Below are 20,180 nucleotides of genomic sequence, written 5' to 3' on the forward strand. Positions count from 1 at the left end.
TATACTGAAAAGTGGGAGTATAACACAAATGGGGGAACAACAATGAGCGAAATTTTATTTATTAACGGAAAAGTACGTTTTCCAATCACTATTGATCCAACTGTTTGGATCTTTGATGATCGAAAAGTAGATTTGACAACTTACTTTGATGAAACTAGAGAAAACACGTCTGAACTAGAAACTTATTTAAAAAACACTTCAGAGCATTGGGATCGTGAAATTCGTGATGGTGCTGCCTTCCCGCCGATACAACAAAGTGTAAAGAAATATAAAAAAGAACAGCTGATTACTGGAACATTTGGTATACCATTTCATCCATTCCTTGCTAACGCTGAAATTTTAGAAGACGCTACGCAAGTTGAAATTGAAACGGTAGATCATACAATGACACTTCCATTAGAAACTGTCAAAAATGCTATACTAGGCTTTTCAAAAGAAGGAAAACCATTAAAAGAAGATGGGCCTGTTCATCTCTATTTCAATGATGGATCTAATCAACAAAATCCAATCCGTAACATCCGTCAATTTACAATTATTTAAAGAAAAGGAGTGAGCTTAAGCTCACTCCTTTTTACAATAAATCTGCTGCTAGTTGAGCTAAATTAGATCGCTCCCCTTTAACAAACTTCACATGACCACTAATACGCTGTTCTTTAAACTTCTCTACAACATACGTTAAGCCATTATTATATTCATCTAAATATGGGTGATCAATTTGCTGAGGATCTCCCATCAATACAATCTTACTCTTTTCCCCTACCCTAGTTAGTATCGTTTTTACTTCATGCTTTGTTAAATTTTGTGCTTCGTCAATGATAATGAACTGATCTGGAATACTTCTCCCGCGTATATAAGTAAGGGCTTCTACTTCAATCGAACCCATTCCAGCTAAAATAGCATCTAACTCTCCTGGCTTTTTTGTATTAAATAAATACTCTAGGTTATCAAAAATTGGCTGCATCCATGGTCTTAACTTTTCTTCTTTTTCTCCTGGTAAATAACCGATATCTTTTCCGACTGGAACAATTGGCCTTGCAACGAGTAATTTTTTATATAACCCTAAGTCTTCCGTTTGCATGAGTCCCGAAGCTAACGCAAGTAACGTTTTTCCTGTGCCGGCTTTCCCCGTTAACGTTACAAGCGGAATATCTTCACGAAGCAACAATTCTAACCCCATAATTTGCTGCACGTTTCGTGGTCGTATCCCCCACACTTGTTCATTGTGAAAAATAAGTTTCTTTACCTTCTTACCTAAGTGATCCACAATGCCAAGCGCAGAACTAGAGCCCCCTAATGCATCTTTCATTACTACAAATTGATTTGGGTAAAAAGGGTGATTCGCAATTTCAGATAGAGGCAATTCACCTTTCTCATAAAAATAATCCAATTGTTCTTTTGATATATATCCTTCTAAAAAGCCAGAATATATATTTTCTACTTCAATTACGCGATCACTTAAATAATCTTCAGCCTTCAAACCAATTGCATCAGCTTTTACCCTTACGAGTACATCTTTACTTACTAAAATAACAGACTTCCCGTCCTCTTTTTCCTGTTCTTCTAAAGATAGATTTTTTGCTACAGCTAAAATTCGATTATCATTTGTTTTTTCTACAAAAATATCTTGTAGTTGCACAAATGAACGATGGTTTAATTCAATACGAAATGTTCCGCCATTTTCTAGCGGGATACTTTCATGCAGCTTTCCTATTTCACGAAATTTATCTATTAACTTAGATACATAACGAGCATTTCGTCCTACTTCATCCATATAACGTTTTTTCGAATCAACCTCTTCTAATACAACTGCTGGAATCACTACTTCATTGGTTTCAAATGAAAAAATAGATAAAGGATCCTGCAAAAGTACATTCGTATCTAACACATAAATTTTATCCAACCTGTTACCCCCTGACTCCACTTTTAAATTTGTAGAACAAGGGTTTCATCCATAAAATATGGACGAACCATTGTTATAATTATATGTACCGTGTAAACGAGGTAGAATCGAAAATCATAGTCATTAAACCTTTTATTTATTCTTTATTCATTTCTGTTCAATATATTACTTTTTATTATAATTATTAACGTTAAATCACAATAACCGATTACAAAAGTGAATAAACGAATTTCTTATTTAGCACATTTATAATTCTCTTATTCCTACTAGCACTTCGTTATCCAACTTTTTCGCCGCCCGAAGATCGTATGTTTTTTCATATGTTGGTTCAATTGCAAGTTTCGCTCCATAAAACATAACATCACGTACTTCTTGCACATTAACTTCTATTACAGTTAATTTCAAAGAAATACCTTCCATTCTATCTGTCAAAATTTCACCTGCACCACTTATGGAAAATACGGATTCATTCGCCATTATAGTCAATACTACCCCTGTATTATGCCTTATATTTTCCACAATACGTGACCGTTGATCTACTGCAAATCGAATACTAGTTTTGCTCACTGCATACACCCAAGAAATAGCACTTACGTTAGGAACTTGTTTTTCAAAATCTGTCGTTGCTATCATCACAATACACTCTTTACGCAACGTTTGTACTAAACCCTCTGTTAAAGTAGGCTCTACTACATTCGCCATATTTTCACCTCCAAACATACTTGGTATATCCTTATCATAACTTATTTTTCGAATTGCGAAAATATTATTTTTTCCCACTATTATTCAAAAACATTATACTTCCATGATATACTTATACTGATAGAATTCGTATTGAGGTGACGAAATGAGAGTCAAATGTATGATTTGTGATAAAAAAGATATGTTAGATGATGAAAATCCTATGGCAAAAAAACTGCGTAATCGCCCTATTCATACATATATGTGCATGGAATGTTCGGAACGAATTGCAGAGCGTACAATGGAACGTCATGCAAGTGGTAATTTCCGATTATATCGTGATAAAAAAGTCGAAGACGATTGGTAAAATGTAAATAAGTCCTTACTCATATAGATAAGGACTTATTTATATTTTTCTGGCTCACGGTTCATCTGATCCAAGAAACAATCAATGGCTTCTAGCGGAAACCTTGCAGATTTCCTTTCCCCATTCATTTCATATGTAATTAAATACATTTCCTCGTTCTTTTTAACTTCCACATCTTTTAATTTATGTTCTTCATATATCATATTTTGAAATAACAAATATGTTTCTTTTGCAGCACTATCATCCGGACGTGCTTCCGCAACTGTTTTAATTGTTAACCAATTATATAGTACATCTTGTACTGAACGCATAAAACTTCGCCCCCTCACCCTGCTTTTTGTTGTTTCGCTTGACGTAATCGTAACCTATAAATTCCAAGTACAATTGCCGCTACAACAAGTCCCTCTCCAACAGGTAAAAAAACTGCAAAGAAAGTTAACACTGTACATCCAATCGCTAACGATATATATATCACTATATTTTTTATTATTGATAGTTTTCTTGCAAAACCTAAATTATACACAAGTGCACTTAATATAATAATGATGCCATACAGTAACCACATCCCTAATTCTGGATTTTCATCAACTTTACATAATTTCGCAAAAAAAGACATTCTTTCTAACACTATTTATCCCCCCTTCTCATAAAAAAACAAAATTTCTTTATGTACTTAATACAAGAGTAACCCGCGAAAAAAATACTGTCCACTAAAAAGAGTAAATATTCTAAAAATAAACATAAAAAAACAGCTACCTTAATTTAAGGTAGCTGTTTTATTTTTTACGCTTCTACAGATTTCTTTTTCTTAGCAGCTCTTTCACGTTCGCTCTTATCAAGAATCTTTTTACGTAAACGAATTGATTCTGGAGTTACTTCACAGAACTCGTCATCGTTTAAGTACTCTAATGACTCTTCTAGAGTCATTAAGCGTGGTTTTTTCATTGTTGAAGTTTGATCTTTCGTTGCAGAACGAATGTTAGTTTGTTGTTTCATTTTCACAACGTTAACTGTTAAGTCGTTCTCACGAGTATGTTCTCCTACAATCATACCAGCATATACTTCTGTACCTGGTTCAACGAAGATTACACCACGGTCTTCAACTTGCATAATACCGTATTGTGATGCTTTTCCTGTTTCAAGTGAAACTAGAACACCTTGGCGACGTCCACCCACTTGTCCAGCATGTACTGGTTGGTAGCAATCGAATGTATGGTTTAAAATACCGTAACCACGAGTTAATGTTAGGAATTCTGTTGTGTAACCAATTAAACCACGTGCCGGAACCATGAAAGTAAGGCGAACTTGACCGTTTCCGTTATTCACCATGTCTAACATTTCACCTTTACGTGCACCCATTGATTCCATAATAGAACCAGTGTATTCTTCAGGAACATCGATTTGTACGCGCTCTACAGGTTCACATCTTACGCCATCGACATCTTTAATAATTACTTCAGGCTTAGATACTTGTAGTTCATAACCTTCACGACGCATGTTTTCAATTAAGATAGATAAATGCAGTTCCCCGCGTCCAGATACGATCCATGCATCAGGAGAATCTGTATTATCTACACGTAAACTTACATCTGTTTCTAATTGTGAACGAAGACGCTCTTCAATTTTACGAGATGTAATGAATTTACCTTCACGACCTGCAAATGGGCTGTTATTTACAAGGAATGTCATTTGTAGTGTTGGCTCATCAATACGTAATAATGGTAAAGCCTCTTCATGCTCAACCGGACATACCGTTTCACCTACGTTAATGTCTTCCATACCTGAAACAGCTACTAAATCTCCAGCTTTTGCTTCTTCAATTTCTTGACGTTTTAATCCAATGTAACCGAATAATTTCGTTACGCGGAATTGTTTTACACTTCCGTCAACTTTCATTAAAGCAACTTGTTGTCCAACCTTCATTGTACCGCGGAATACGCGTCCAACTCCAATACGTCCAACGTAGTCGTTGTAATCAAGAAGTGCTACTTGGAATTGAAGTGGCTCTTCGCTGTTATCAACTGGTGCTGGAATATGTTCGATAATTGTATCGAATAATGATTTCATATTCTCTTCTTGATTTGCTGGATTTGAATCTAAGCTTGCTGTTCCGTTCATTGCTGATGCAAATACAACTGGGAACTCTAATTGATCTTCGTTTGCACCAAGTTCGATGAATAAGTCAACTACTTCATCAACTACTTCATCAGGGCGAGCGAAGTCACGGTCAATTTTGTTTACAACAACGATTGGAGTTAAGTTTTGCTCAAGAGCTTTCTTTAAAACGAATCGTGTTTGTGGCATACAACCTTCATATGCATCAACAACAAGTAGAACACCATCAACCATTTTCATGATACGTTCTACTTCTCCACCGAAGTCAGCGTGACCTGGTGTATCTAAAATGTTAATTCTTTTATCTTCATAGTGAATCGCTGTATTCTTCGCTAAAATTGTAATACCGCGTTCTCTTTCTAGATCATTTGAATCCATTGCGCGTTCTTCAATATGTTCATTCGCACGGAATGTCCCCGCTTGACGTAATAACTGGTCAACAAGTGTTGTTTTACCATGGTCAACGTGGGCAATAATTGCTATATTACGTAAATCTTGTCGTTTTTTCAACATGTCCAACTCCTAATGTCTTTTTAATCCTTCTCTATTATAAGAGCGAAGGGGATACAATAGCAATTAAAATAAAAGCAAGAATGAAAATATAGTTGTATTCTTACTTTTGTGAAAGTAAAATGAGATTGGAGGGTGAAGAAATGGAACACATTCAATATCGCTTTTTATTAACCGCAATTATCGGTGTTATTTTCTTAATCGGTATCGGCATTATGATTGCTGAAAATAGTCCAATCGGTATTATTATTTGCATTATCGGTACATTTGTTGCAGTTGGATACGGTTTTGTAACAAAAAGAAAAATGCGCAAATCACAATAACGCTAAAAAGTAAGAAGCTTATACACAGCCTCTTACTTTTTTTGTTGCTCTCATATAAATGATAACACTTCTTCATACACTCCTGGTTTTGCAACTAACACACTGCTCTTCTCTATGATAGAAAGTGGTGCTCCAGCGAATGTCGTTACCTTACCTCCAACTTCTTCTACAATTATCTGTCCTCCGCCAAAATCCCATGGTGATAATCTCGGCGTTACATATGCATCTATTCTTCCTGTTGCAACATATACCATCTCTAACGCTGCACAGCCATATGATCTCGTGCCCCTTGCTTTCTTAACAAGTGCCATCATACTTTCCATATTAAGCAATGGATTATCTGTAAGCCATATCGCATTTAAAGCTACAATACTTTGCTCTACAGTCCCTTTTTCCAATGGAGGAATTGATATATCATTACAAAAAGCTCCAGACCCCTTGACTGCATGATATAGTTCATCATGTACTGGATCATAAATAAGTCCAATCTTTCCGATACCGTTCTCATAAATCCCAATTGAAATTGCAAAATTTCTTTTTTGATGAACAAAGTTCATCGTGCCGTCAATTGGATCAATTAACCAAACAACCCCGTCAGAAGACGTTATCTCGTCTCCATAACCCTCTTCTCCTAAAATATTATGATTCGGGAATGTTTCTTTAATTTTCCCAATTAAAAACTGTTCTATCTCTCGGTCCATATTTGTAACTAAGTCAGCTGCATTGGATTTTGTTTCTATAATAAGTGCTTTTTTCATGGATGCCATTAAATGCTCTCCTGCATCCCGAATCCACCGTTTGGCGTGTGCATCGATGTCTTTCCATACTTCTTGCATGTTTAAACACTCCGATCTATACTGTTCACAGAAAAAACGAACCCTTTATAAGGTTCGCACCAACTAATTTTTTATACATATACTATTATTACGCTTCTAAACGAATCATTTCAAGTCTTAACACTTCTAACTTTTGTACACACTCTTCTTTTTTCTGTTTATCATCTTCCATCATCGCATCATATAAAGTTGCTAATTCATAATCTAGCTCCAAACGTAGCACCGGTATTCTCTTTTCGGCATCTGTTCTCTTTAACGCATTAATCACCTGTCTCATATTATTTGCCTCCTCCCAATATTCGTCTGCCCTCGGACTAGAATTAATTCAATTTTCTGATTTTTTGTTTTATACTATACTATGTTGGATAAATCATCTATGCAACAAAATTATATTTTTTTATTTAAATTTTTTTGTGCTGTTTTTTTTATGAATAGTACAAGCTATGCTAAAATAAAAGCAAAATAGGAGTTGGAGGAACAATCATGACAATACAAACATTCAAGTCAACTGATTTTGATGTCTTTACAGTTGATGGTCTCGAAGAACGAATGAGTGCAATTAAAACGAACATTCATCCTAAGCTAGAAGCTTTAGGGGAACAATTTGCAGAATACTTATCCCAACACACTGATGAGAACTTTTTTTATCATGTTGCAAAACACGCACGCCGCAAAGTCAATCCACCAAACGATACTTGGGTTGCTTTTTCAACAAATAAACGAGGATATAAAATGCTACCGCATTTCCAAATCGGCTTATGGGGTACTCATGCCTTCATATACTTTGGTTTAATCTATGAGTGTCCACAAAAAGTTGAGACGGCTCATGCCTTCTTAGAACATTTAAATGATTTAAAAACAAATATTCCAAATGACTTCGTTTGGTCCATTGACCATACTAAACCAAGTGTGAAATTACATAAGACACTTGAAACTGAAGACTTACAAAAGATGATTGAACGACTAGCTACTGTAAAAAAAGCAGAATTATTAGTTGGTATTCATATATCACCAGAGGAGTTTTCAGCAATGACCAACGAACAATTCCTTGCTAAGATTGAATCTACGATGCAATCACTCCTTCCTTTATATGCACTTTGTAATCGATAGTAGAAAACGGACAATTTATATTGTCCGTTTTTAGTTGTTATCACATTATATCACTTCAGTTTTTATTTTTCAAAATATTTTTTACATTTTTACAAGCTTTTGTTCTTCGACTTCCTTTGCCCTTTGAATAGCACGATATATAGAGTATCCACTTACTTCTTGAAACTCTTTATCAATTTTCTTTTCTTCTGCTTTCGATGGAACAATCTCTTTAAAACGACGATATAAACCCATTAATTCTTCTCTTATAATTCCTTTTTCATAAGCTTTCTCAATCGCTTCATAAAACTTCACAATTATAACCATTTCCTCATTTGACCAATCATAATCTAACGGATATTGATATTCCATTTCGCACCTCATTTATCATTTCTTCTTGTTTCAATATAGCCACTCTGCATTATACACTATTTATTCATTTTAATGGAATTGTCTTCCTCTATTCATTAGTTGAGGCTAACTATTAAACATACTCACCTTAAAAATATTTTTTTCTATACATCTATAATTATTGGTGATATAATGCTTTTGTTTTATAGAAAATAAAGTGAAGCTACCATCTCAAAAACGATTTTTTGAATGGCAGAAAAACAAGCCTTATTCTAAAAAAGGACTTACTTTTTTAGAGCAGGATTATATAAAACAAATTATACTAAATATTACGAAGAAGAAGGGGTGTATAGATTGTCCCAATACGAAACACCATTGTTTACCGCTTTAGTTGAGCACAGTAAGCGAAATCCAATTCAATTCCATATTCCTGGTCATAAAAAAGGACAGGGCATGGATCCTACATTTCGCGAATTTATTGGGCATAATGCATTAGCAATTGATTTAATTAATATTGCGCCACTCGATGATTTACATCATCCAAAAGGTATGATTAAAGAAGCACAGGATTTAGCAGCCGCTGCATTCGGTGCAGATCATACTTTCTTTTCTATTCAAGGTACAAGTGGCGCTATTATGACAATGGTGATGAGCGTTTGCGGTCCTGGTGACAAAATCCTAGTACCACGAAACGTGCATAAATCAGTAATGTCAGCTATTATTTTCTCAGGTGCAAAACCGATTTTCATGCATCCTGAAATCGATCCGAAACTCGGTATTTCTCATGGAATCACAATTCAATCTGTCAAAAAAGCACTTGAAGAGCACTCAGATGCAAAGGGCTTACTTGTTATTAACCCAACGTACTTTGGATTTGCTGCAGACTTAGAACAGATTGTACAATTAGCACATTCTTATGACATCCCTGTACTAGTCGACGAGGCTCATGGTGTTCATATTCATTTTCACGATGAATTGCCGATGTCGGCGATGCAAGCTGGTGCAGACATGGCAGCAACAAGTGTTCACAAATTAGGAGGCTCTTTAACTCAAAGTTCTATTCTTAATGTGAAAGAAGGCTTGGTGAATGTAAAACATGTCCAATCTATTATTAGCATGCTTACAACTACATCAACTTCTTACATCTTGTTAGCATCACTTGATGTTGCGAGAAAACGTCTTGCTACAGAAGGAACAGCACTCATAGAACAAACAATACAATTAGCTGAACATGTTCGTGATGCTATAAATTCTATTGAGCATCTTTACTGTCCTGGAAAAGAAATGTTAGGTACAGATGCTACCTTTAACTATGATCCTACAAAGATAATTGTATCTGTAAAAGATTTAGGTATTACCGGCCACCAAGCTGAAGTATGGCTTAGAGAGCAATATAACATTGAAGTAGAACTCTCAGATTTATACAACATACTATGTCTTATCACTTTGGGAGACACAGAAAGTGATACAAATACACTTATTGCAGCATTACAAGATTTAGCAGCAACATTTAGAAATAGGGCAGATAAAGGTGTTCAAGTACAAGTAGAGATTCCAGAAATTCCAGTGCTAGCACTTTCTCCTCGAGATGCTTTTTATTCGGAAACAGAAGTCATTCCATTTGAAAATGCATCGGGTCGTATTATAGCTGATTTTGTTATGGTTTATCCGCCAGGGATTCCAATCTTTACTCCGGGGGAAATTATTACACAAGAAAACTTAGAGTATATTCGTAAAAACTTAGAAGCAGGTTTACCTGTACAAGGTCCTGAAGATATGACATTACAAACATTACGTGTTATTAAAGAGTACAAGCCTATCAGTTGATAGGCTTTTTTTTCACCTTTTTTCCTTTTCTTCATACGATACTAAAGAATGTAACGTATAGGTGGGGATACTATTATGATTGTAATAGGCCGTTCTATTGTACATCCTTATATTACAAATGAATATGAGCCATTTGCAGCAGAGAAACAACAAATTTTATCAATAATGGCAGGAAATCAAGAAGTTTATTCCTTCCGAACAGCTGATGAACTCAGCTTTGATCTCAATTTACGAGTTAATATTATTATCTCTGCACTAGAACTTTTTCAAAGTGGATTTCAGTTTCGCACATTTCAACAATCCTTTTGCAACCCCCAGTATTGGAAAAGAACATCCCTTGGAGGATTCGAGCTTCTTCCAAACATACCACCTTCCATTGCCATACAAGATATTTTCAAAAACGGAAAACTATATGGAACTGAATGTGCAACCGCTATGATCATTATTTTTTATAAAGCTTTATTATCATTGTATGAGGAAGAAACTTTCAATCGTCTATTTGCAAACCTTTTACTTTATACATGGGACTATGATCAAGATCTAAGGCTCATAACAAAAAACGGTGGCGATCTTGTTCCAGGTGACCTCGTTTACTTTAAAAACCCACAAGTGAATCCAGCTACGATTGAGTGGCAAGGAGAAAACACAATCTATTTAGGAAATTTCTTTTTTTACGGACATGGCGTAGGTGTAAAAACAAAAGAAGAAATTATTTATTCATTAAATGAACGACGTGTCCCTTACGCTTTTATTTCAGCTTTCTTGACCGATACTATTACCCGTATAGATAGCCGTATAATGAGCCAATACGCTTCTTCTAGTACACCACAGACATCCATAAGCTTTATTCCAATTAGAGATGATGCAATCGTTGCAACAGTTGGCCATACAACTACAATTTATTAAAAAAGCGCCTACACATGTAGGCGCTTTTTCTTATTATTAAGCTTTTGTATGTTCTTTATGGTCACATTCGCAATGAGATCCACATTTCCCGTATAGTACTGTTGATTTTTCATCTTCAAAATGTCCAATTGTTCCTTCACATACTTGGCATACGATTGTTCCCATTTTCATTTCCCCCTGAGTTTTAATAGTAATCTATTTATTTATCATTAAGCTTTCGCATTATCTTTTCTAGCACAGTCACAATTTGTTCCACATTTTCCGTAAAGTACTGTCGTTTTCTCATCTTCAAAATGTCCGATTGTTCCTTCACATACTTGGCATACGATTGTTCCCATTTTTCATTTCCCCCTAAGTTTATGGTCCTAAAAACTTTTAGCTGTCCATTTCCTATCAATTATTGGGCTTTTGTATGCTCTGTGTGATCACATCCGCAAGATCCACATTTCCCGTAAAGTACCGTTACTTTCTCATCTTCGAAGTGTGCAATTGTACCTTCACAATCTTGACATACGATTGTTCCCATTTTTCATTTCCCCCTAAGTTTATAATCCCAAAAACTTTTTTGTAACCGCTTAACTTTCTGTCTTTATTTTAATATGTTATACTTTTTACGTCAATAGGTTTTTAGTATAACACATTAAATATTTTAAATTTTAATTAGTATGCGATATTCAAATAAAAAACAGCCATATTTATAAGTACGACTGTTTCACATTAATTATTCTTCATATTCCGCATGTAAAGAAGTTGACGGAACTAGAAATTTGAAAAACTGAGCTAACTCCTTCGCTTCCTCTTCTGATCCTAATTTAAAAATCTCCTGTATATATTGAACATTCTCTACATCATCTCGTCCGAGTAAAGTAGACCTTCCTGTTTGCATACAAACAATGAGCGGTTTTCCAAAAAACATATTTGTATAAATAACACCAAAATCATAACGTGTATCATGTGTCATAAATCCTAAAAATCGTACCTTCACACTTTCATGCTCATCATACAATTTTTCAAACATTGGTTTCCACCTTTCTACATCACGTTTCATTACTAGTATATTAAACAAAACATGTAATACTCCTTTTAATTGTCAAAAAATTCAGTAGGATGTAGAATGATAGTATTCTACTAAGTTAGGGGGAACTTATATGCAACACGCCTTTATTACGCTTGTACCTAAATCCAATCAACAATCTGTTTCAATAGATGATATAAAACAACTTTTTCATTATTATAAAACAGTTACTTCTAAAACTGGTGCCCAAATTAATTTCACGTATACAAATACCGCTTTTCCTTATGAAATTTTAGATACATCTACAACAACATTAAAACTTCAATCCAATCACGATCGGTATGACTCAATTTATATTGGTGTTGGTATAGAAAATGAACAATCTTTCATCCAAGTTTCTTTACCACCTAATGCAACATATGGTGACAAAGGGAAAGCAAATGAATTTTGCCGTTTTTTAGCGAAGAAATTAGAAGGAGAGTTACAATTATTTAATGGAAGAACAATGTATTTTTATAAACGTTAATTTAAAAAATAAATAATACGATTAAAAATAGTATACAATTCGAACATGTAAGAAATAACGCTTGCTTTCTTACGTGTAATACAAAATATGCTATTACATAGGCTAAATACAGGAACACGAAAAAAAGAATAACTTTATAATGAAACTTATCACCATTCGATAATGTTAATACAGTGGAAAAGCCACTCCATAGTAGTAAATGATAAAATATAACATGTAATATTTTCATGGAACCTTCTCCTTTGACATGCTCTATTTTATTAATATATGGGGTTAAGTTTGAATCAATTACATATTATAGGATGATATATATTACCTTTGAAGTAAGTTACGCCTAAATCATTTGTTAAAGTATTATATATTCATTCGACAAGTACGTTTAAAGACCTTGCAAGTCATTTGATGAAAATAAAAATAGCCCCTCTCTTATAATAAGAGAGGGGCTATTTACATTACTTAAATTATTTTACAATGTGAATTGGCATTCCAAGAGCAACTTCAGCTGCTTCCATTGTGATTTCACCTAATGTTGGGTGAGCATGGATTGTTTGAGCGATATCTTCAGCTGTCATTCCAGCTTCGATAGCTAAACCAATTTCAGAGATAATATCAGAAGCACCTGCACCTGCAACTTGAGCACCTACAAGAAGACCATCTTCTTTACGTGTTACAAGTTGTAGGAAACCGTCAGTGCTGTTTAATGATAATGCACGACCGTTAGCAGCGAATGGGAACTTAGATACAGTTACAGTCATTCCAGCTTCTTCAGCTTGTTTTTTAGTGTAACCAACAGATGCTAATTCTGGATCAGTGAAGCACACTGCAGGAATTCCGATGTAATCGATAGCTGATGCATGGCCACTAATTGCTTCTACAGCTACTTTACCTTCGTAAGAAGCTTTGTGAGCTAATGGTGGTCCAGGAACGATATCACCGATTGCATAGATGTTTGGTACATTTGTACGACATTGCTCATCGATTTCGATGATGCCGCGGTCAGTCATTTTAACTCCAACTTGCTCAAGACCGATTTCTTGAGTGTTTGGACGACGACCTACAGTTACTAATACGTAATCTGCTTCTACAGTTTGGATTTCACCTTTAACTTCAAAGCTAACTTTTACGCCAGTTTCTGTTTCTTCAACGCCTTTAGCCATAGCTTTTGTATGGATATTTACGTTACCTTTTTTCTGTAGAGCACGTTTAACAACAGAGCTCATAGCTTTTTCGAAACCAGCTAAGATTTCGTCGCCAGCTTCTACTACAGTAACTTCTGTACCGAAGTTAGCATATGCAGTACCTAATTCCATACCGATGTAACCGCCGCCGATTACAACAAGTTTTTTAGGAATTTCAGGTAAGCTTAAAGCACCTGTAGAGTTGATAACACGTTTAGAGTATTTGAATCCTGGAATTTCGATTGGTGTAGAACCAGTTGCAAGAACAGCATTTTTAAACGTATAAGTTTGAGCTGCATCTTCAGTCATAACGCGTAATGTATTAGCATCTACGAAGTAAGCTTCACCGCGAATGATTTCAACTTTGTTACCTTTAAGAAGGCCTTCAACACCGCCAGTTAATTTCTTAACTACGCCGTTTTTCCATTCTTGAACTTTTGTAAAGTCAACTTTTACGTTCTCTGCAGTGATACCCATGTCATCAGAATGCATTGCATTCTCATAACGATGACCTGCATTGATTAACGCTTTTGAAGGAATACATCCAACGTTTAAGCATACGCCACCAAGGTTAGCTTTTTCAATGATTGCTACCTTTTGACCTAATTGTGCTGCACGAATTGCCGCAACGTATCCACCAGGACCTGCACCAACAACGACTGTATCTAATTCAATTGGGAAATCTCCTACTACCATTGTTATTACGCCTCCATTACTAATAATTGTGGGTCATTCAATAGACGTTTAATTTGGTTTAACGCTTTTTGAGCAGTTGCGCCGTCAATTAAACGATGGTCAAAGCTTAGAGATAATGCTAATACTGGAGCTGCTACGATCTCACCATTTTTCACAACTGGTTTTTCAGCGATACGGCCGATACCAAGGATTGCTACTTCTGGGTGATTGATAACTGGAGTGAACCATTGTCCACCTGCAGAACCAATGTTTGTAATTGTGCAAGAAGCACCTTTCATTTCAGTTGGAGCTAGACGACCTTCACGTGCTTTACCAGCAAGATCATTGATCTCGTTAGAAATAGTGAAGATAGACTTGCGATCTGTATCTTTAACAACTGGTACTAATAGACCTTTGTCTGTATCAGCTGCGATACCGATGTTGAAGTAATGCTTATGAACTACTTCTTGAGATGCATCGTCTAAAGAAGTGTTTAACATTGGGTATTCACGTAATGCAGATGTTAAAGCTTTAACAACGTATGGAAGGTAAGTTAATTTAATACCTTTGTCAGCTGCTACTGCTTTGAACTTCTTACGGTGAGCAACAAGCTCAGTTACATCAACTTCATCCATTAATGTTACGTGAGGAGCTGTATGCTTAGAGTTAACCATTGCTTTCGCAATCGCTTTACGGATACCACTCATTTTCTCACGAGTTTCTGGATATTCACCAGCTGGAATTGGTTGTGCTTTTGGTGCTTCTTCTTTCGCTGCTGCTGGAGTAGCTTCTACTGCTGCTGGAGCCTCAGTTGCTGCTACAGTTTGTCCACCATTTGCAAATGCATCGATGTCAGCTTTTACGATACGGCCATTCTTACCAGTACCAGCTACTTTATGAATGTCTACACCTTTTTCACGAGCGTATTTACGAACAGATGGCATAGCGATTACGCGCTCATTTACTACTTCTGCAGTTGCTGCTGGAGTAGCTTCCGCTGCTGGAGCTTCTACTGCTGCTTCTTCAGCTTTTGGAGCTTCATCATGATCGTCACCTTTAAATTTAAGGTTTTCGTATCCAGGAGCATCAAATTTAATTAATGTATCTCCTACGATTGCAACTGTTCCTTCTTCTACAAGTACTTCAAGTACTTTACCTTTAACAGGAGAAGGGATTTCTACTACTGCTTTATCATTTTGTACTTCAAGAAGTACATCGTCTTCATTTACTTCATCGCCTGGTTTAATAAACCATTTTACGATTTCACCTTCGTGGATACCTTCACCGATATCTGGTAGTTTAAATTCAAATGCCACGGAATTCAGCCCCCTGATTCATTTCATTATTATGGAATATGTACAAAAGAAACCAGCATGTGCTGATTTCTTTTGCACATGAAAAACTAAAAATTAGAAGTTCATTACTTTGTTTACAGCTTCAACAATATCCTTGTGGTTTGGTAACCATACGCTCTCTGCTTGAGAGAATGGGAATACTGTATCAGCAGCTGCAACACGTACAACTGGAGCTTCTAAGTTTAAGATTGCACGGTCGTTAATTTCCGCTACAACGTTAGCTGCAATACCAGCTTGTTTTTGAGCTTCTTGAACTACAACTACGCGACCTGTTTTTTCAACAGAAGCGATGATTGTTTCGATATCTAATGGTTGAACTGTACGTAAGTCAACAACCTCTAAAGAGATACCTTCTTTTTCAAGTTCTTCAGCAGCTTTTAATGCAGCGTGAACCATAGCACCGTAAGCGATAACAGATACATCTGTACCTTCACGTTTGATATCAGCTTTACCTAAATCAATTGTGTATTCGCCTTCTGGTACATCTTGACGGAATGAACGGTACAATTTCATATGCTCTAAGTAGATAACTGGATCGTTGTCACGAATCGCAGAGATTAAAAGACCTTTAGCATCGTATGGAGTAGATGGAATAACAACTTTTAGACCAGGTTGTTGAGCCACTAATCCTTCTAAGCTATCAGCATGTAGTTCAGGAGTATGAACACCACCACCGAATGGAGAACGAACTGTTACTGGAGCAGTCCAACGTCCACCAGAACGGTAACGCATACGAGCCAATTGACCAGAAATTGAATCCATTACTTCAAAAACGAAACCGAAGAATTGGATTTCTGGAACTGGACGGAATCCTTCAAGTGCAAGACCAACTGCAAGTCCACCAATACCAGACTCTGCAAGTGGAGTATCCATTACACGATCTTCACCAAATTCAGCTTGTAAACCTTCAGTAGCACGGAATACACCGCCGTTTACACCAACGTCTTCACCAAATACAAGTACGTTAGGATCATTTTTCATTTCAACGCGTAAAGCATCAGTGATTGCTTGAATCATTGTCATTTGAGCCATGGCTTACTTCGACTCCTTTTCTTTGTAGATTTCATATTGTTCAGCTAAGTTGTAAGGCATTTTTTCGTACATGATTTCCATTAAATCAGTTACTTTTTGTTTTGGAGCTTGGTCAGCCTTAGCAATTGCTTGTTTGATATCTTCTTTTGCTTCTTCGATTACTGTCTCTTCAACTTCTTGAGACCATAGGCCTTTAGCTTCTAAGAACTTACGGAAGCGTACGATTGGGTCTTTTTGTTCCCATTCGTTTTCGATATCTTTTGTACGGTAACGAGTTGGGTCATCACCAGCCATTGTATGTGGACCGTAACGGAATGTTAAAGTCTCGATTAAAGTAGGACCTTCGCCATTTACTGCGCGCTCACGAGCGAAAGCAGTTGCTGCGTATACAGCTAATGGATCCATACCGTCTACTTGAATTCCGTAAATACCTGCTGCTACTGCTTTTTGTGCTACAGTTTTAGCTGCAGATTGCTTTTCTACTGGAGTAGAAATTGCATAACGGTTGTTTTGAACAACGAAGATTGCTGGAGCTTTGAATGCACCTGCAAAGTTCATACCTTCGTAGAAGTCACCTTGTGAAGCACCACCGTCACCAGTGTAAGTAATTGCAACAGATTTTTTACCACGTAGTTTCATACCTAACGCAACACCAGCAGTTTGGATGATTTGCGCACCGATAATGATTTGTGGAGCTAATGCATTTACATTCTCAGGCATTTGGTTACCCATGAAGTGTCCACGAGAGAATAAGAATGCTTGGTATAATGGTAATCCGTGCCATACTAATTGTGGTACATCACGGTATCCTGGTAAGATGAAGTCTTCTGCTTCAAGTGCGAAATGACTCGCTAATTGAGAAGCTTCTTGTCCAGCTGTAGGTGCGTAGAAACCTAAACGTCCTTGACGGTTTAAAGAAATAGAACGTTGATCTAATACGCGAGTATACACCATACGACGCATTAATTCTTTTAATTGATCATCCGATAATTCAGGCATAGCTGCTTCATTCACAACTTCACCGTTTTCATTTAAAATTTGTAATGTTTCAAATTGAGCTGCGATAGCTTTCATTTGCTCATCAACATTAAATAGGGTCTTTTTTGTTTTAGTACCCATTCCGTTCACCTCTTCCTCTCTTGAACCATATTCTGAAACGCTTTCACTGGCTATTTTCCAGTTTAAAAAGCGCAACGATGTAAACCAACATGTTTGTCTGTCGGTTGAGAATAATTTTGTGTACCTAACAATCTGTACTAATGTTTTTTCAGAAACATATTAATACAATCTTGATCACGTTTTTTAGTTTACAACTATTCTAATTACGATGTCAATTACTTTGAATACGTTTTTTTATAAATAATATGCAGGTTTCTACTACACAAACGTGTTTTTATTTTTTACATCTGTATTAGTAAGCATTGACCTACTGTTATATTATTCCCTTTTTCACTTATTTTTTCTCTTAGAATAATATGTAAACGATTTAATTCTCTTTAGTTTTTCTCTCTTCGTAACAAAAATATACAAACTACTCTTCCTTTTTTAGGTAAATACCTATACATTCCTCCCCTCTCTTCCATACATTATAGTAACCGCAGTATTAGCGGGAAATGATAAAGGAGGTCATCTCATGTACGGATACTCATATTGCTATCCAACTTGTTCATATCCTTCCTACGGTTATGGCGGTTCTTGTGGCGGGTCTGGACGCGGCTTCGCCTTAATCGTTGTGTTGTTTATTCTTTTAATTATCGTTGGTGCTGCTTGCATTCGCTAATGTAAAACGAAACAACTATGGAAAGAAAAAGACGGCTTTGCCGTCTTTTTTTGTTTATCACATACATAACTACTCTATAATAGAACGATTTCCAAAATGCCTTCCCTTTCTTGCCGATGACTTTTTCCATCTCCTTTGGTAGACTAAAGAGGAAAGGAGAGATTACATATGCTTACAATGAAAGATGTTATTCGCGAAGGAGATCCTATTTTGCGCAACGTTGCAGAAGAGGTGTCATTACCGGCAAGCGAAGAAGATACAACTACCTTAAAAGAAATGATTGAATTTGTAATAAATAGCCAAGATCCTGAAATGGCTGAAAAATATAGTTTACGCCCTGGAATCGGATTAGCGGCTCCGCAAATCGGTGTTTCAAAAAAAATGATTGCAGTTCATGTAACCGATGCGGACGGTACATTATATAGCCATGCATTATTCAATCCAAAAATCATTAGCCATTCTGTTGAACGTACATATTTACAGGGTGGTGAAGGCTGTCTATCTGTAGACCGCGAAGTACCTGGTTATGTTCCTCGTTATACAAGAATTACAGTAAAAGCAACTTCTATTAACGGAGAAGAAGTAAAATTACGTTTAAAAGGTTTACCAGCAATCGTATTCCAACACGAGATTGACCATTTAAATGGCGTTATGTTCTATGACCATATCAATAAAGAAAATCCTTTTGCCGCTCCTGATGATTCCAAACCTCTAGAGCGATAATGATAAAGTGAAACTTTAATCAGCGGGGGGTGTTCATCCCCAATGATTATTAGTTGAACCAATCGGGCTTTTACGGACAGTTGATCCCCCACCTAACTTCTTTGCTTTCGCTGCATTTCGAGGTGGGGGTCTTACTGCACGTTAATGCGGGATAAAAAGGCGGAAGTTAATCTTCCGCCTTTTTATTATGAAATGGGTTCCATATTCACTTATAGCAATCCAGCCCACTTTAGTCCATGATATATACCGTCTTCACTAACATCCTTTGTCACATGATTTGCAAGTTTTTTCAAGTCTTCATGGCCATTTCCCATCACAATACCTGTGCCAACCGCTTCGATCATTTCTAAATCATTTAATCCATCTCCAAATGCATACACTTGATCACGATTAAAACCTAACTTTTCAATATATTTCTCAATTCCTTTTGCCTTAGAACCACCATTCGGAATGATATCCATTGAATATGCATGCCAACGAATAAAATGAAAATCTGGATAATGATTAATAAACTTTTCCTCTTCATTTACTTCACAAAAAAGTAGTGTTTGATAAATATTACGTTCCTCATAAAAATTAGGCTCATATGCTGGATGCTCAAAGTTTAAGCTTCCAAAGCCTTCTTTCACATAATCATGATATTCCACTGATGCTCTCATATCTTGATGGTCAAGATATACAAGTGGATATCCTTCTTGTTTTGCAAACTGAGTAAACTTATGTAAAGCATCTGGATGTAACGGATTATTAAATATTACCTCATCTTCAAAGACAACATATTGTCCATTAAAACTAACATAATTATGTATATCAAGTTCCTTGCGAATATCTTCGAACATAAATGGCGCGCGCCCTGTCGCAATTGCTACATGTACGCCTTTTTCTTGTAACTGTTTTACTGCATCTCGTGTAGATTGCGGAATTTTTTTATCATGATCTAATAATGTTCCATCAATATCAAAAAAGACAATTTTATCATTCATTTGTCAAA

At 36.1% G+C, this 20,180-nt stretch carries 27 protein-coding genes; 9 read left to right on the forward strand and 18 right to left on the reverse strand.

The window, feature by feature from the left end; genetic code table 11:
• Positions 1 to 42 precede the first annotated feature (42 nt).
• Positions 43 to 540 (forward strand): molybdopterin-binding protein, encoded by a 498-nt coding sequence (locus AC241_RS19515; protein WP_043937979.1) that lies wholly within the window; start codon positions 43 to 45, stop codon positions 538 to 540.
• A gap of 31 nt (positions 541 to 571) precedes the next feature.
• Here AC241_RS19515 and AC241_RS19520 read toward each other — a convergent pair whose 3' ends face one another.
• Together AC241_RS19520 and AC241_RS19525 are read right to left on the reverse strand one after the other, a co-directional pair.
• Entirely contained in the window at positions 572 to 1,900 is a 1,329-nt protein-coding gene (locus AC241_RS19520) for a PhoH family protein (protein WP_000358083.1), read from the reverse strand.
• 246 nt (positions 1,901 to 2,146) lie between these two features.
• A complete protein-coding gene (locus AC241_RS19525) occupies positions 2,147 to 2,602 on the reverse strand; it encodes a pyridoxamine 5'-phosphate oxidase family protein (protein ID WP_000024600.1) in 456 nt (151 codons plus the stop codon).
• Between the two features lie 145 nt (positions 2,603 to 2,747).
• On the opposite strand from AC241_RS19525, the gene AC241_RS19530 reads away from it, so the two are divergent.
• Positions 2,748 to 2,948 (forward strand): YlaI family protein, encoded by a 201-nt coding sequence (locus AC241_RS19530; protein WP_001995040.1) that lies wholly within the window; start codon positions 2,748 to 2,750, stop codon positions 2,946 to 2,948.
• Between the two features lie 35 nt (positions 2,949 to 2,983).
• Here the strand turns inward: AC241_RS19530 and AC241_RS19535 are convergent, their stop codons facing one another.
• The 3 genes from AC241_RS19535 to typA all read right to left on the reverse strand — a co-directional run bounded on the left by AC241_RS19535 (position 2,984) and on the right by typA (position 5,576).
• On the reverse strand, positions 2,984 to 3,259 hold the full coding sequence (locus AC241_RS19535) for a hypothetical protein (RefSeq protein ID WP_043937977.1): 276 nt from the start codon (positions 3,257 to 3,259) through the stop codon (positions 2,984 to 2,986).
• Between the two features lie 14 nt (positions 3,260 to 3,273).
• Positions 3,274 to 3,576 (reverse strand): YlaH-like family protein, encoded by a 303-nt coding sequence (locus AC241_RS19540; protein ID WP_016080452.1) that lies wholly within the window; start codon positions 3,574 to 3,576, stop codon positions 3,274 to 3,276.
• 155 nt (positions 3,577 to 3,731) lie between these two features.
• A complete protein-coding gene (gene typA, locus AC241_RS19545) occupies positions 3,732 to 5,576 on the reverse strand; it encodes a translational GTPase TypA (RefSeq protein WP_016080451.1) in 1,845 nt (614 codons plus the stop codon).
• 140 nt (positions 5,577 to 5,716) lie between these two features.
• On the opposite strand from typA, the gene AC241_RS19550 reads away from it, so the two are divergent.
• Entirely contained in the window at positions 5,717 to 5,896 is a 180-nt protein-coding gene (locus tag AC241_RS19550) for a DUF5325 family protein (RefSeq protein ID WP_000400123.1), read from the forward strand.
• Positions 5,897 to 5,946: 50 nt separating this feature from the next.
• Here the strand turns inward: AC241_RS19550 and AC241_RS19555 are convergent, their stop codons facing one another.
• Together AC241_RS19555 and AC241_RS19560 are read right to left on the reverse strand one after the other, a co-directional pair.
• Positions 5,947 to 6,732 (reverse strand): inositol monophosphatase family protein, encoded by a 786-nt coding sequence (locus tag AC241_RS19555; RefSeq protein WP_016080450.1) that lies wholly within the window; start codon positions 6,730 to 6,732, stop codon positions 5,947 to 5,949.
• Positions 6,733 to 6,820: 88 nt separating this feature from the next.
• The gene (locus tag AC241_RS19560; protein WP_001250164.1) at positions 6,821 to 7,009 is read right to left on the reverse strand and encodes a hypothetical protein; all 189 of its coding nucleotides are present in this window, start codon (positions 7,007 to 7,009) and stop codon (positions 6,821 to 6,823) included.
• 206 nt (positions 7,010 to 7,215) lie between these two features.
• Between AC241_RS19560 and AC241_RS19565 the strand changes: the two genes are divergently transcribed.
• Positions 7,216 to 7,842 (forward strand): YktB family protein, encoded by a 627-nt coding sequence (locus AC241_RS19565; RefSeq protein WP_000155318.1) that lies wholly within the window; start codon positions 7,216 to 7,218, stop codon positions 7,840 to 7,842.
• 81 nt (positions 7,843 to 7,923) lie between these two features.
• Here the strand turns inward: AC241_RS19565 and AC241_RS19570 are convergent, their stop codons facing one another.
• Entirely contained in the window at positions 7,924 to 8,193 is a 270-nt protein-coding gene (locus AC241_RS19570) for a UPF0223 family protein (RefSeq protein WP_000456546.1), read from the reverse strand.
• A gap of 333 nt (positions 8,194 to 8,526) precedes the next feature.
• On the opposite strand from AC241_RS19570, the gene speA reads away from it, so the two are divergent.
• Together speA and AC241_RS19580 are read left to right on the forward strand one after the other, a co-directional pair.
• A complete protein-coding gene (gene speA, locus AC241_RS19575; protein ID WP_016080448.1) occupies positions 8,527 to 9,999 on the forward strand; it encodes an arginine decarboxylase in 1,473 nt (490 codons plus the stop codon).
• 75 nt (positions 10,000 to 10,074) lie between these two features.
• The gene (locus AC241_RS19580; RefSeq protein WP_000635337.1) at positions 10,075 to 10,905 is read left to right on the forward strand and encodes a protein-glutamine gamma-glutamyltransferase; all 831 of its coding nucleotides are present in this window, start codon (positions 10,075 to 10,077) and stop codon (positions 10,903 to 10,905) included.
• A 36-nt stretch (positions 10,906 to 10,941) separates the two neighbouring features.
• On the opposite strand, the gene AC241_RS19585 is transcribed toward AC241_RS19580, so the two are convergent.
• The 4 genes from AC241_RS19585 to AC241_RS19600 all read right to left on the reverse strand — a co-directional run bounded on the left by AC241_RS19585 (position 10,942) and on the right by AC241_RS19600 (position 11,923).
• Positions 10,942 to 11,070, reverse strand: a complete 129-nt coding sequence (locus AC241_RS19585) for a GapA-binding peptide SR1P (RefSeq protein ID WP_000536796.1) — start codon at positions 11,068 to 11,070, stop codon at positions 10,942 to 10,944.
• Positions 11,071 to 11,114: 44 nt separating this feature from the next.
• Positions 11,115 to 11,243 carry a GapA-binding peptide SR1P gene (locus AC241_RS19590; protein WP_000536803.1) on the reverse strand — a complete coding sequence of 43 codons (129 nt, stop codon included), beginning with the start codon at positions 11,241 to 11,243 and terminating at the stop codon, positions 11,115 to 11,117.
• A 59-nt stretch (positions 11,244 to 11,302) separates the two neighbouring features.
• A complete protein-coding gene (locus AC241_RS19595) occupies positions 11,303 to 11,431 on the reverse strand; it encodes a GapA-binding peptide SR1P (protein ID WP_000536778.1) in 129 nt (42 codons plus the stop codon).
• Between the two features lie 195 nt (positions 11,432 to 11,626).
• Positions 11,627 to 11,923 (reverse strand): DUF3055 domain-containing protein, encoded by a 297-nt coding sequence (locus AC241_RS19600; protein ID WP_000462038.1) that lies wholly within the window; start codon positions 11,921 to 11,923, stop codon positions 11,627 to 11,629.
• 130 nt (positions 11,924 to 12,053) lie between these two features.
• On the opposite strand from AC241_RS19600, the gene AC241_RS19605 reads away from it, so the two are divergent.
• Positions 12,054 to 12,446 carry a DUF1885 family protein gene (locus tag AC241_RS19605; protein ID WP_029443150.1) on the forward strand — a complete coding sequence of 131 codons (393 nt, stop codon included), beginning with the start codon at positions 12,054 to 12,056 and terminating at the stop codon, positions 12,444 to 12,446.
• Position 12,447: 1 nt separating this feature from the next.
• On the opposite strand, the gene AC241_RS19610 is transcribed toward AC241_RS19605, so the two are convergent.
• The 5 genes from AC241_RS19610 to pdhA all read right to left on the reverse strand — a co-directional run bounded on the left by AC241_RS19610 (position 12,448) and on the right by pdhA (position 17,805).
• Positions 12,448 to 12,675 (reverse strand): hypothetical protein, encoded by a 228-nt coding sequence (locus AC241_RS19610; protein WP_000697470.1) that lies wholly within the window; start codon positions 12,673 to 12,675, stop codon positions 12,448 to 12,450.
• 232 nt (positions 12,676 to 12,907) lie between these two features.
• Positions 12,908 to 14,320, reverse strand: a complete 1,413-nt coding sequence (gene lpdA / locus AC241_RS19615; protein WP_000260104.1) for a dihydrolipoyl dehydrogenase — start codon at positions 14,318 to 14,320, stop codon at positions 12,908 to 12,910.
• A 5-nt stretch (positions 14,321 to 14,325) separates the two neighbouring features.
• The gene (gene pdhC, locus AC241_RS19620; protein ID WP_000863420.1) at positions 14,326 to 15,615 is read right to left on the reverse strand and encodes a pyruvate dehydrogenase complex dihydrolipoyllysine-residue acetyltransferase; all 1,290 of its coding nucleotides are present in this window, start codon (positions 15,613 to 15,615) and stop codon (positions 14,326 to 14,328) included.
• 93 nt (positions 15,616 to 15,708) lie between these two features.
• Positions 15,709 to 16,686, reverse strand: coding sequence for a pyruvate dehydrogenase complex E1 component subunit beta (gene pdhB, locus AC241_RS19625; RefSeq protein WP_000068163.1), 978 nt, complete (start codon positions 16,684 to 16,686; stop codon positions 15,709 to 15,711).
• A 3-nt stretch (positions 16,687 to 16,689) separates the two neighbouring features.
• Complete coding sequence (gene pdhA, locus AC241_RS19630) at positions 16,690 to 17,805, reverse strand: pyruvate dehydrogenase E1 component subunit alpha (protein ID WP_000536895.1); 1,116 nt, start codon at positions 17,803 to 17,805, stop codon at positions 16,690 to 16,692.
• A 514-nt stretch (positions 17,806 to 18,319) separates the two neighbouring features.
• On the opposite strand from pdhA, the gene AC241_RS19635 reads away from it, so the two are divergent.
• On the forward strand, positions 18,320 to 18,466 hold the full coding sequence (locus tag AC241_RS19635) for a YjcZ family sporulation protein (protein WP_000274562.1): 147 nt from the start codon (positions 18,320 to 18,322) through the stop codon (positions 18,464 to 18,466).
• Positions 18,467 to 18,634: 168 nt separating this feature from the next.
• Positions 18,635 to 19,189: a peptide deformylase gene (gene def, locus AC241_RS19640; protein WP_000957048.1), complete on the forward strand. Its 555-nt coding sequence runs from the start codon at positions 18,635 to 18,637 to the stop codon at positions 19,187 to 19,189.
• 209 nt (positions 19,190 to 19,398) lie between these two features.
• Here def and AC241_RS19645 read toward each other — a convergent pair whose 3' ends face one another.
• Positions 19,399 to 20,172 carry a Cof-type HAD-IIB family hydrolase gene (locus AC241_RS19645; RefSeq protein ID WP_000998269.1) on the reverse strand — a complete coding sequence of 258 codons (774 nt, stop codon included), beginning with the start codon at positions 20,170 to 20,172 and terminating at the stop codon, positions 19,399 to 19,401.
• Positions 20,173 to 20,180: the final 8 nt, after the last annotated feature.

The sequence above is a fragment of the Bacillus thuringiensis genome (assembly GCF_001182785.1).
In the GTDB taxonomy this organism is placed as follows: domain Bacteria; phylum Bacillota; class Bacilli; order Bacillales; family Bacillaceae_G; genus Bacillus_A; species Bacillus_A thuringiensis_S.

What these genes read in the sequence shown, in the direction of transcription:
- AC241_RS19515 (WP_043937979.1), top strand. Translation starts at nt 43, where the DNA reads ATGAGCGAAATTTTATTTATTAACGGAAAAGTACGTTTTCCAATCACT.
- AC241_RS19525 (WP_000024600.1), bottom strand. Translation starts at nt 2,602, where the DNA reads ATGGCGAATGTAGTAGAGCCTACTTTAACAGAGGGTTTAGTACAAACG.
- AC241_RS19530 (WP_001995040.1), top strand. Translation starts at nt 2,748, where the DNA reads ATGAGAGTCAAATGTATGATTTGTGATAAAAAAGATATGTTAGATGAT.
- AC241_RS19535 (WP_043937977.1), bottom strand. Translation starts at nt 3,259, where the DNA reads ATGCGTTCAGTACAAGATGTACTATATAATTGGTTAACAATTAAAACA.
- typA (WP_016080451.1), bottom strand. Translation starts at nt 5,576, where the DNA reads ATGTTGAAAAAACGACAAGATTTACGTAATATAGCAATTATTGCCCAC.
- AC241_RS19550 (WP_000400123.1), top strand. Translation starts at nt 5,717, where the DNA reads ATGGAACACATTCAATATCGCTTTTTATTAACCGCAATTATCGGTGTT.
- AC241_RS19555 (WP_016080450.1), bottom strand. Translation starts at nt 6,732, where the DNA reads ATGCAAGAAGTATGGAAAGACATCGATGCACACGCCAAACGGTGGATT.
- AC241_RS19560 (WP_001250164.1), bottom strand. Translation starts at nt 7,009, where the DNA reads ATGAGACAGGTGATTAATGCGTTAAAGAGAACAGATGCCGAAAAGAGA.
- AC241_RS19565 (WP_000155318.1), top strand. Translation starts at nt 7,216, where the DNA reads ATGACAATACAAACATTCAAGTCAACTGATTTTGATGTCTTTACAGTT.
- AC241_RS19570 (WP_000456546.1), bottom strand. Translation starts at nt 8,193, where the DNA reads ATGGAATATCAATATCCGTTAGATTATGATTGGTCAAATGAGGAAATG.
- AC241_RS19580 (WP_000635337.1), top strand. Translation starts at nt 10,075, where the DNA reads ATGATTGTAATAGGCCGTTCTATTGTACATCCTTATATTACAAATGAA.
- AC241_RS19585 (WP_000536796.1), bottom strand. Translation starts at nt 11,070, where the DNA reads ATGGGAACAATCGTATGCCAAGTATGTGAAGGAACAATTGGACATTTT.
- AC241_RS19590 (WP_000536803.1), bottom strand. Translation starts at nt 11,243, where the DNA reads ATGGGAACAATCGTATGCCAAGTATGTGAAGGAACAATCGGACATTTT.
- AC241_RS19595 (WP_000536778.1), bottom strand. Translation starts at nt 11,431, where the DNA reads ATGGGAACAATCGTATGTCAAGATTGTGAAGGTACAATTGCACACTTC.
- AC241_RS19600 (WP_000462038.1), bottom strand. Translation starts at nt 11,923, where the DNA reads ATGTTTGAAAAATTGTATGATGAGCATGAAAGTGTGAAGGTACGATTT.
- AC241_RS19605 (WP_029443150.1), top strand. Translation starts at nt 12,054, where the DNA reads ATGCAACACGCCTTTATTACGCTTGTACCTAAATCCAATCAACAATCT.
- AC241_RS19610 (WP_000697470.1), bottom strand. Translation starts at nt 12,675, where the DNA reads ATGAAAATATTACATGTTATATTTTATCATTTACTACTATGGAGTGGC.
- lpdA (WP_000260104.1), bottom strand. Translation starts at nt 14,320, where the DNA reads ATGGTAGTAGGAGATTTCCCAATTGAATTAGATACAGTCGTTGTTGGT.
- pdhB (WP_000068163.1), bottom strand. Translation starts at nt 16,686, where the DNA reads ATGGCTCAAATGACAATGATTCAAGCAATCACTGATGCTTTACGCGTT.
- pdhA (WP_000536895.1), bottom strand. Translation starts at nt 17,805, where the DNA reads ATGGGTACTAAAACAAAAAAGACCCTATTTAATGTTGATGAGCAAATG.
- AC241_RS19635 (WP_000274562.1), top strand. Translation starts at nt 18,320, where the DNA reads ATGTACGGATACTCATATTGCTATCCAACTTGTTCATATCCTTCCTAC.
- def (WP_000957048.1), top strand. Translation starts at nt 18,635, where the DNA reads ATGCTTACAATGAAAGATGTTATTCGCGAAGGAGATCCTATTTTGCGC.
- AC241_RS19645 (WP_000998269.1), bottom strand. Translation starts at nt 20,172, where the DNA reads ATGAATGATAAAATTGTCTTTTTTGATATTGATGGAACATTATTAGAT.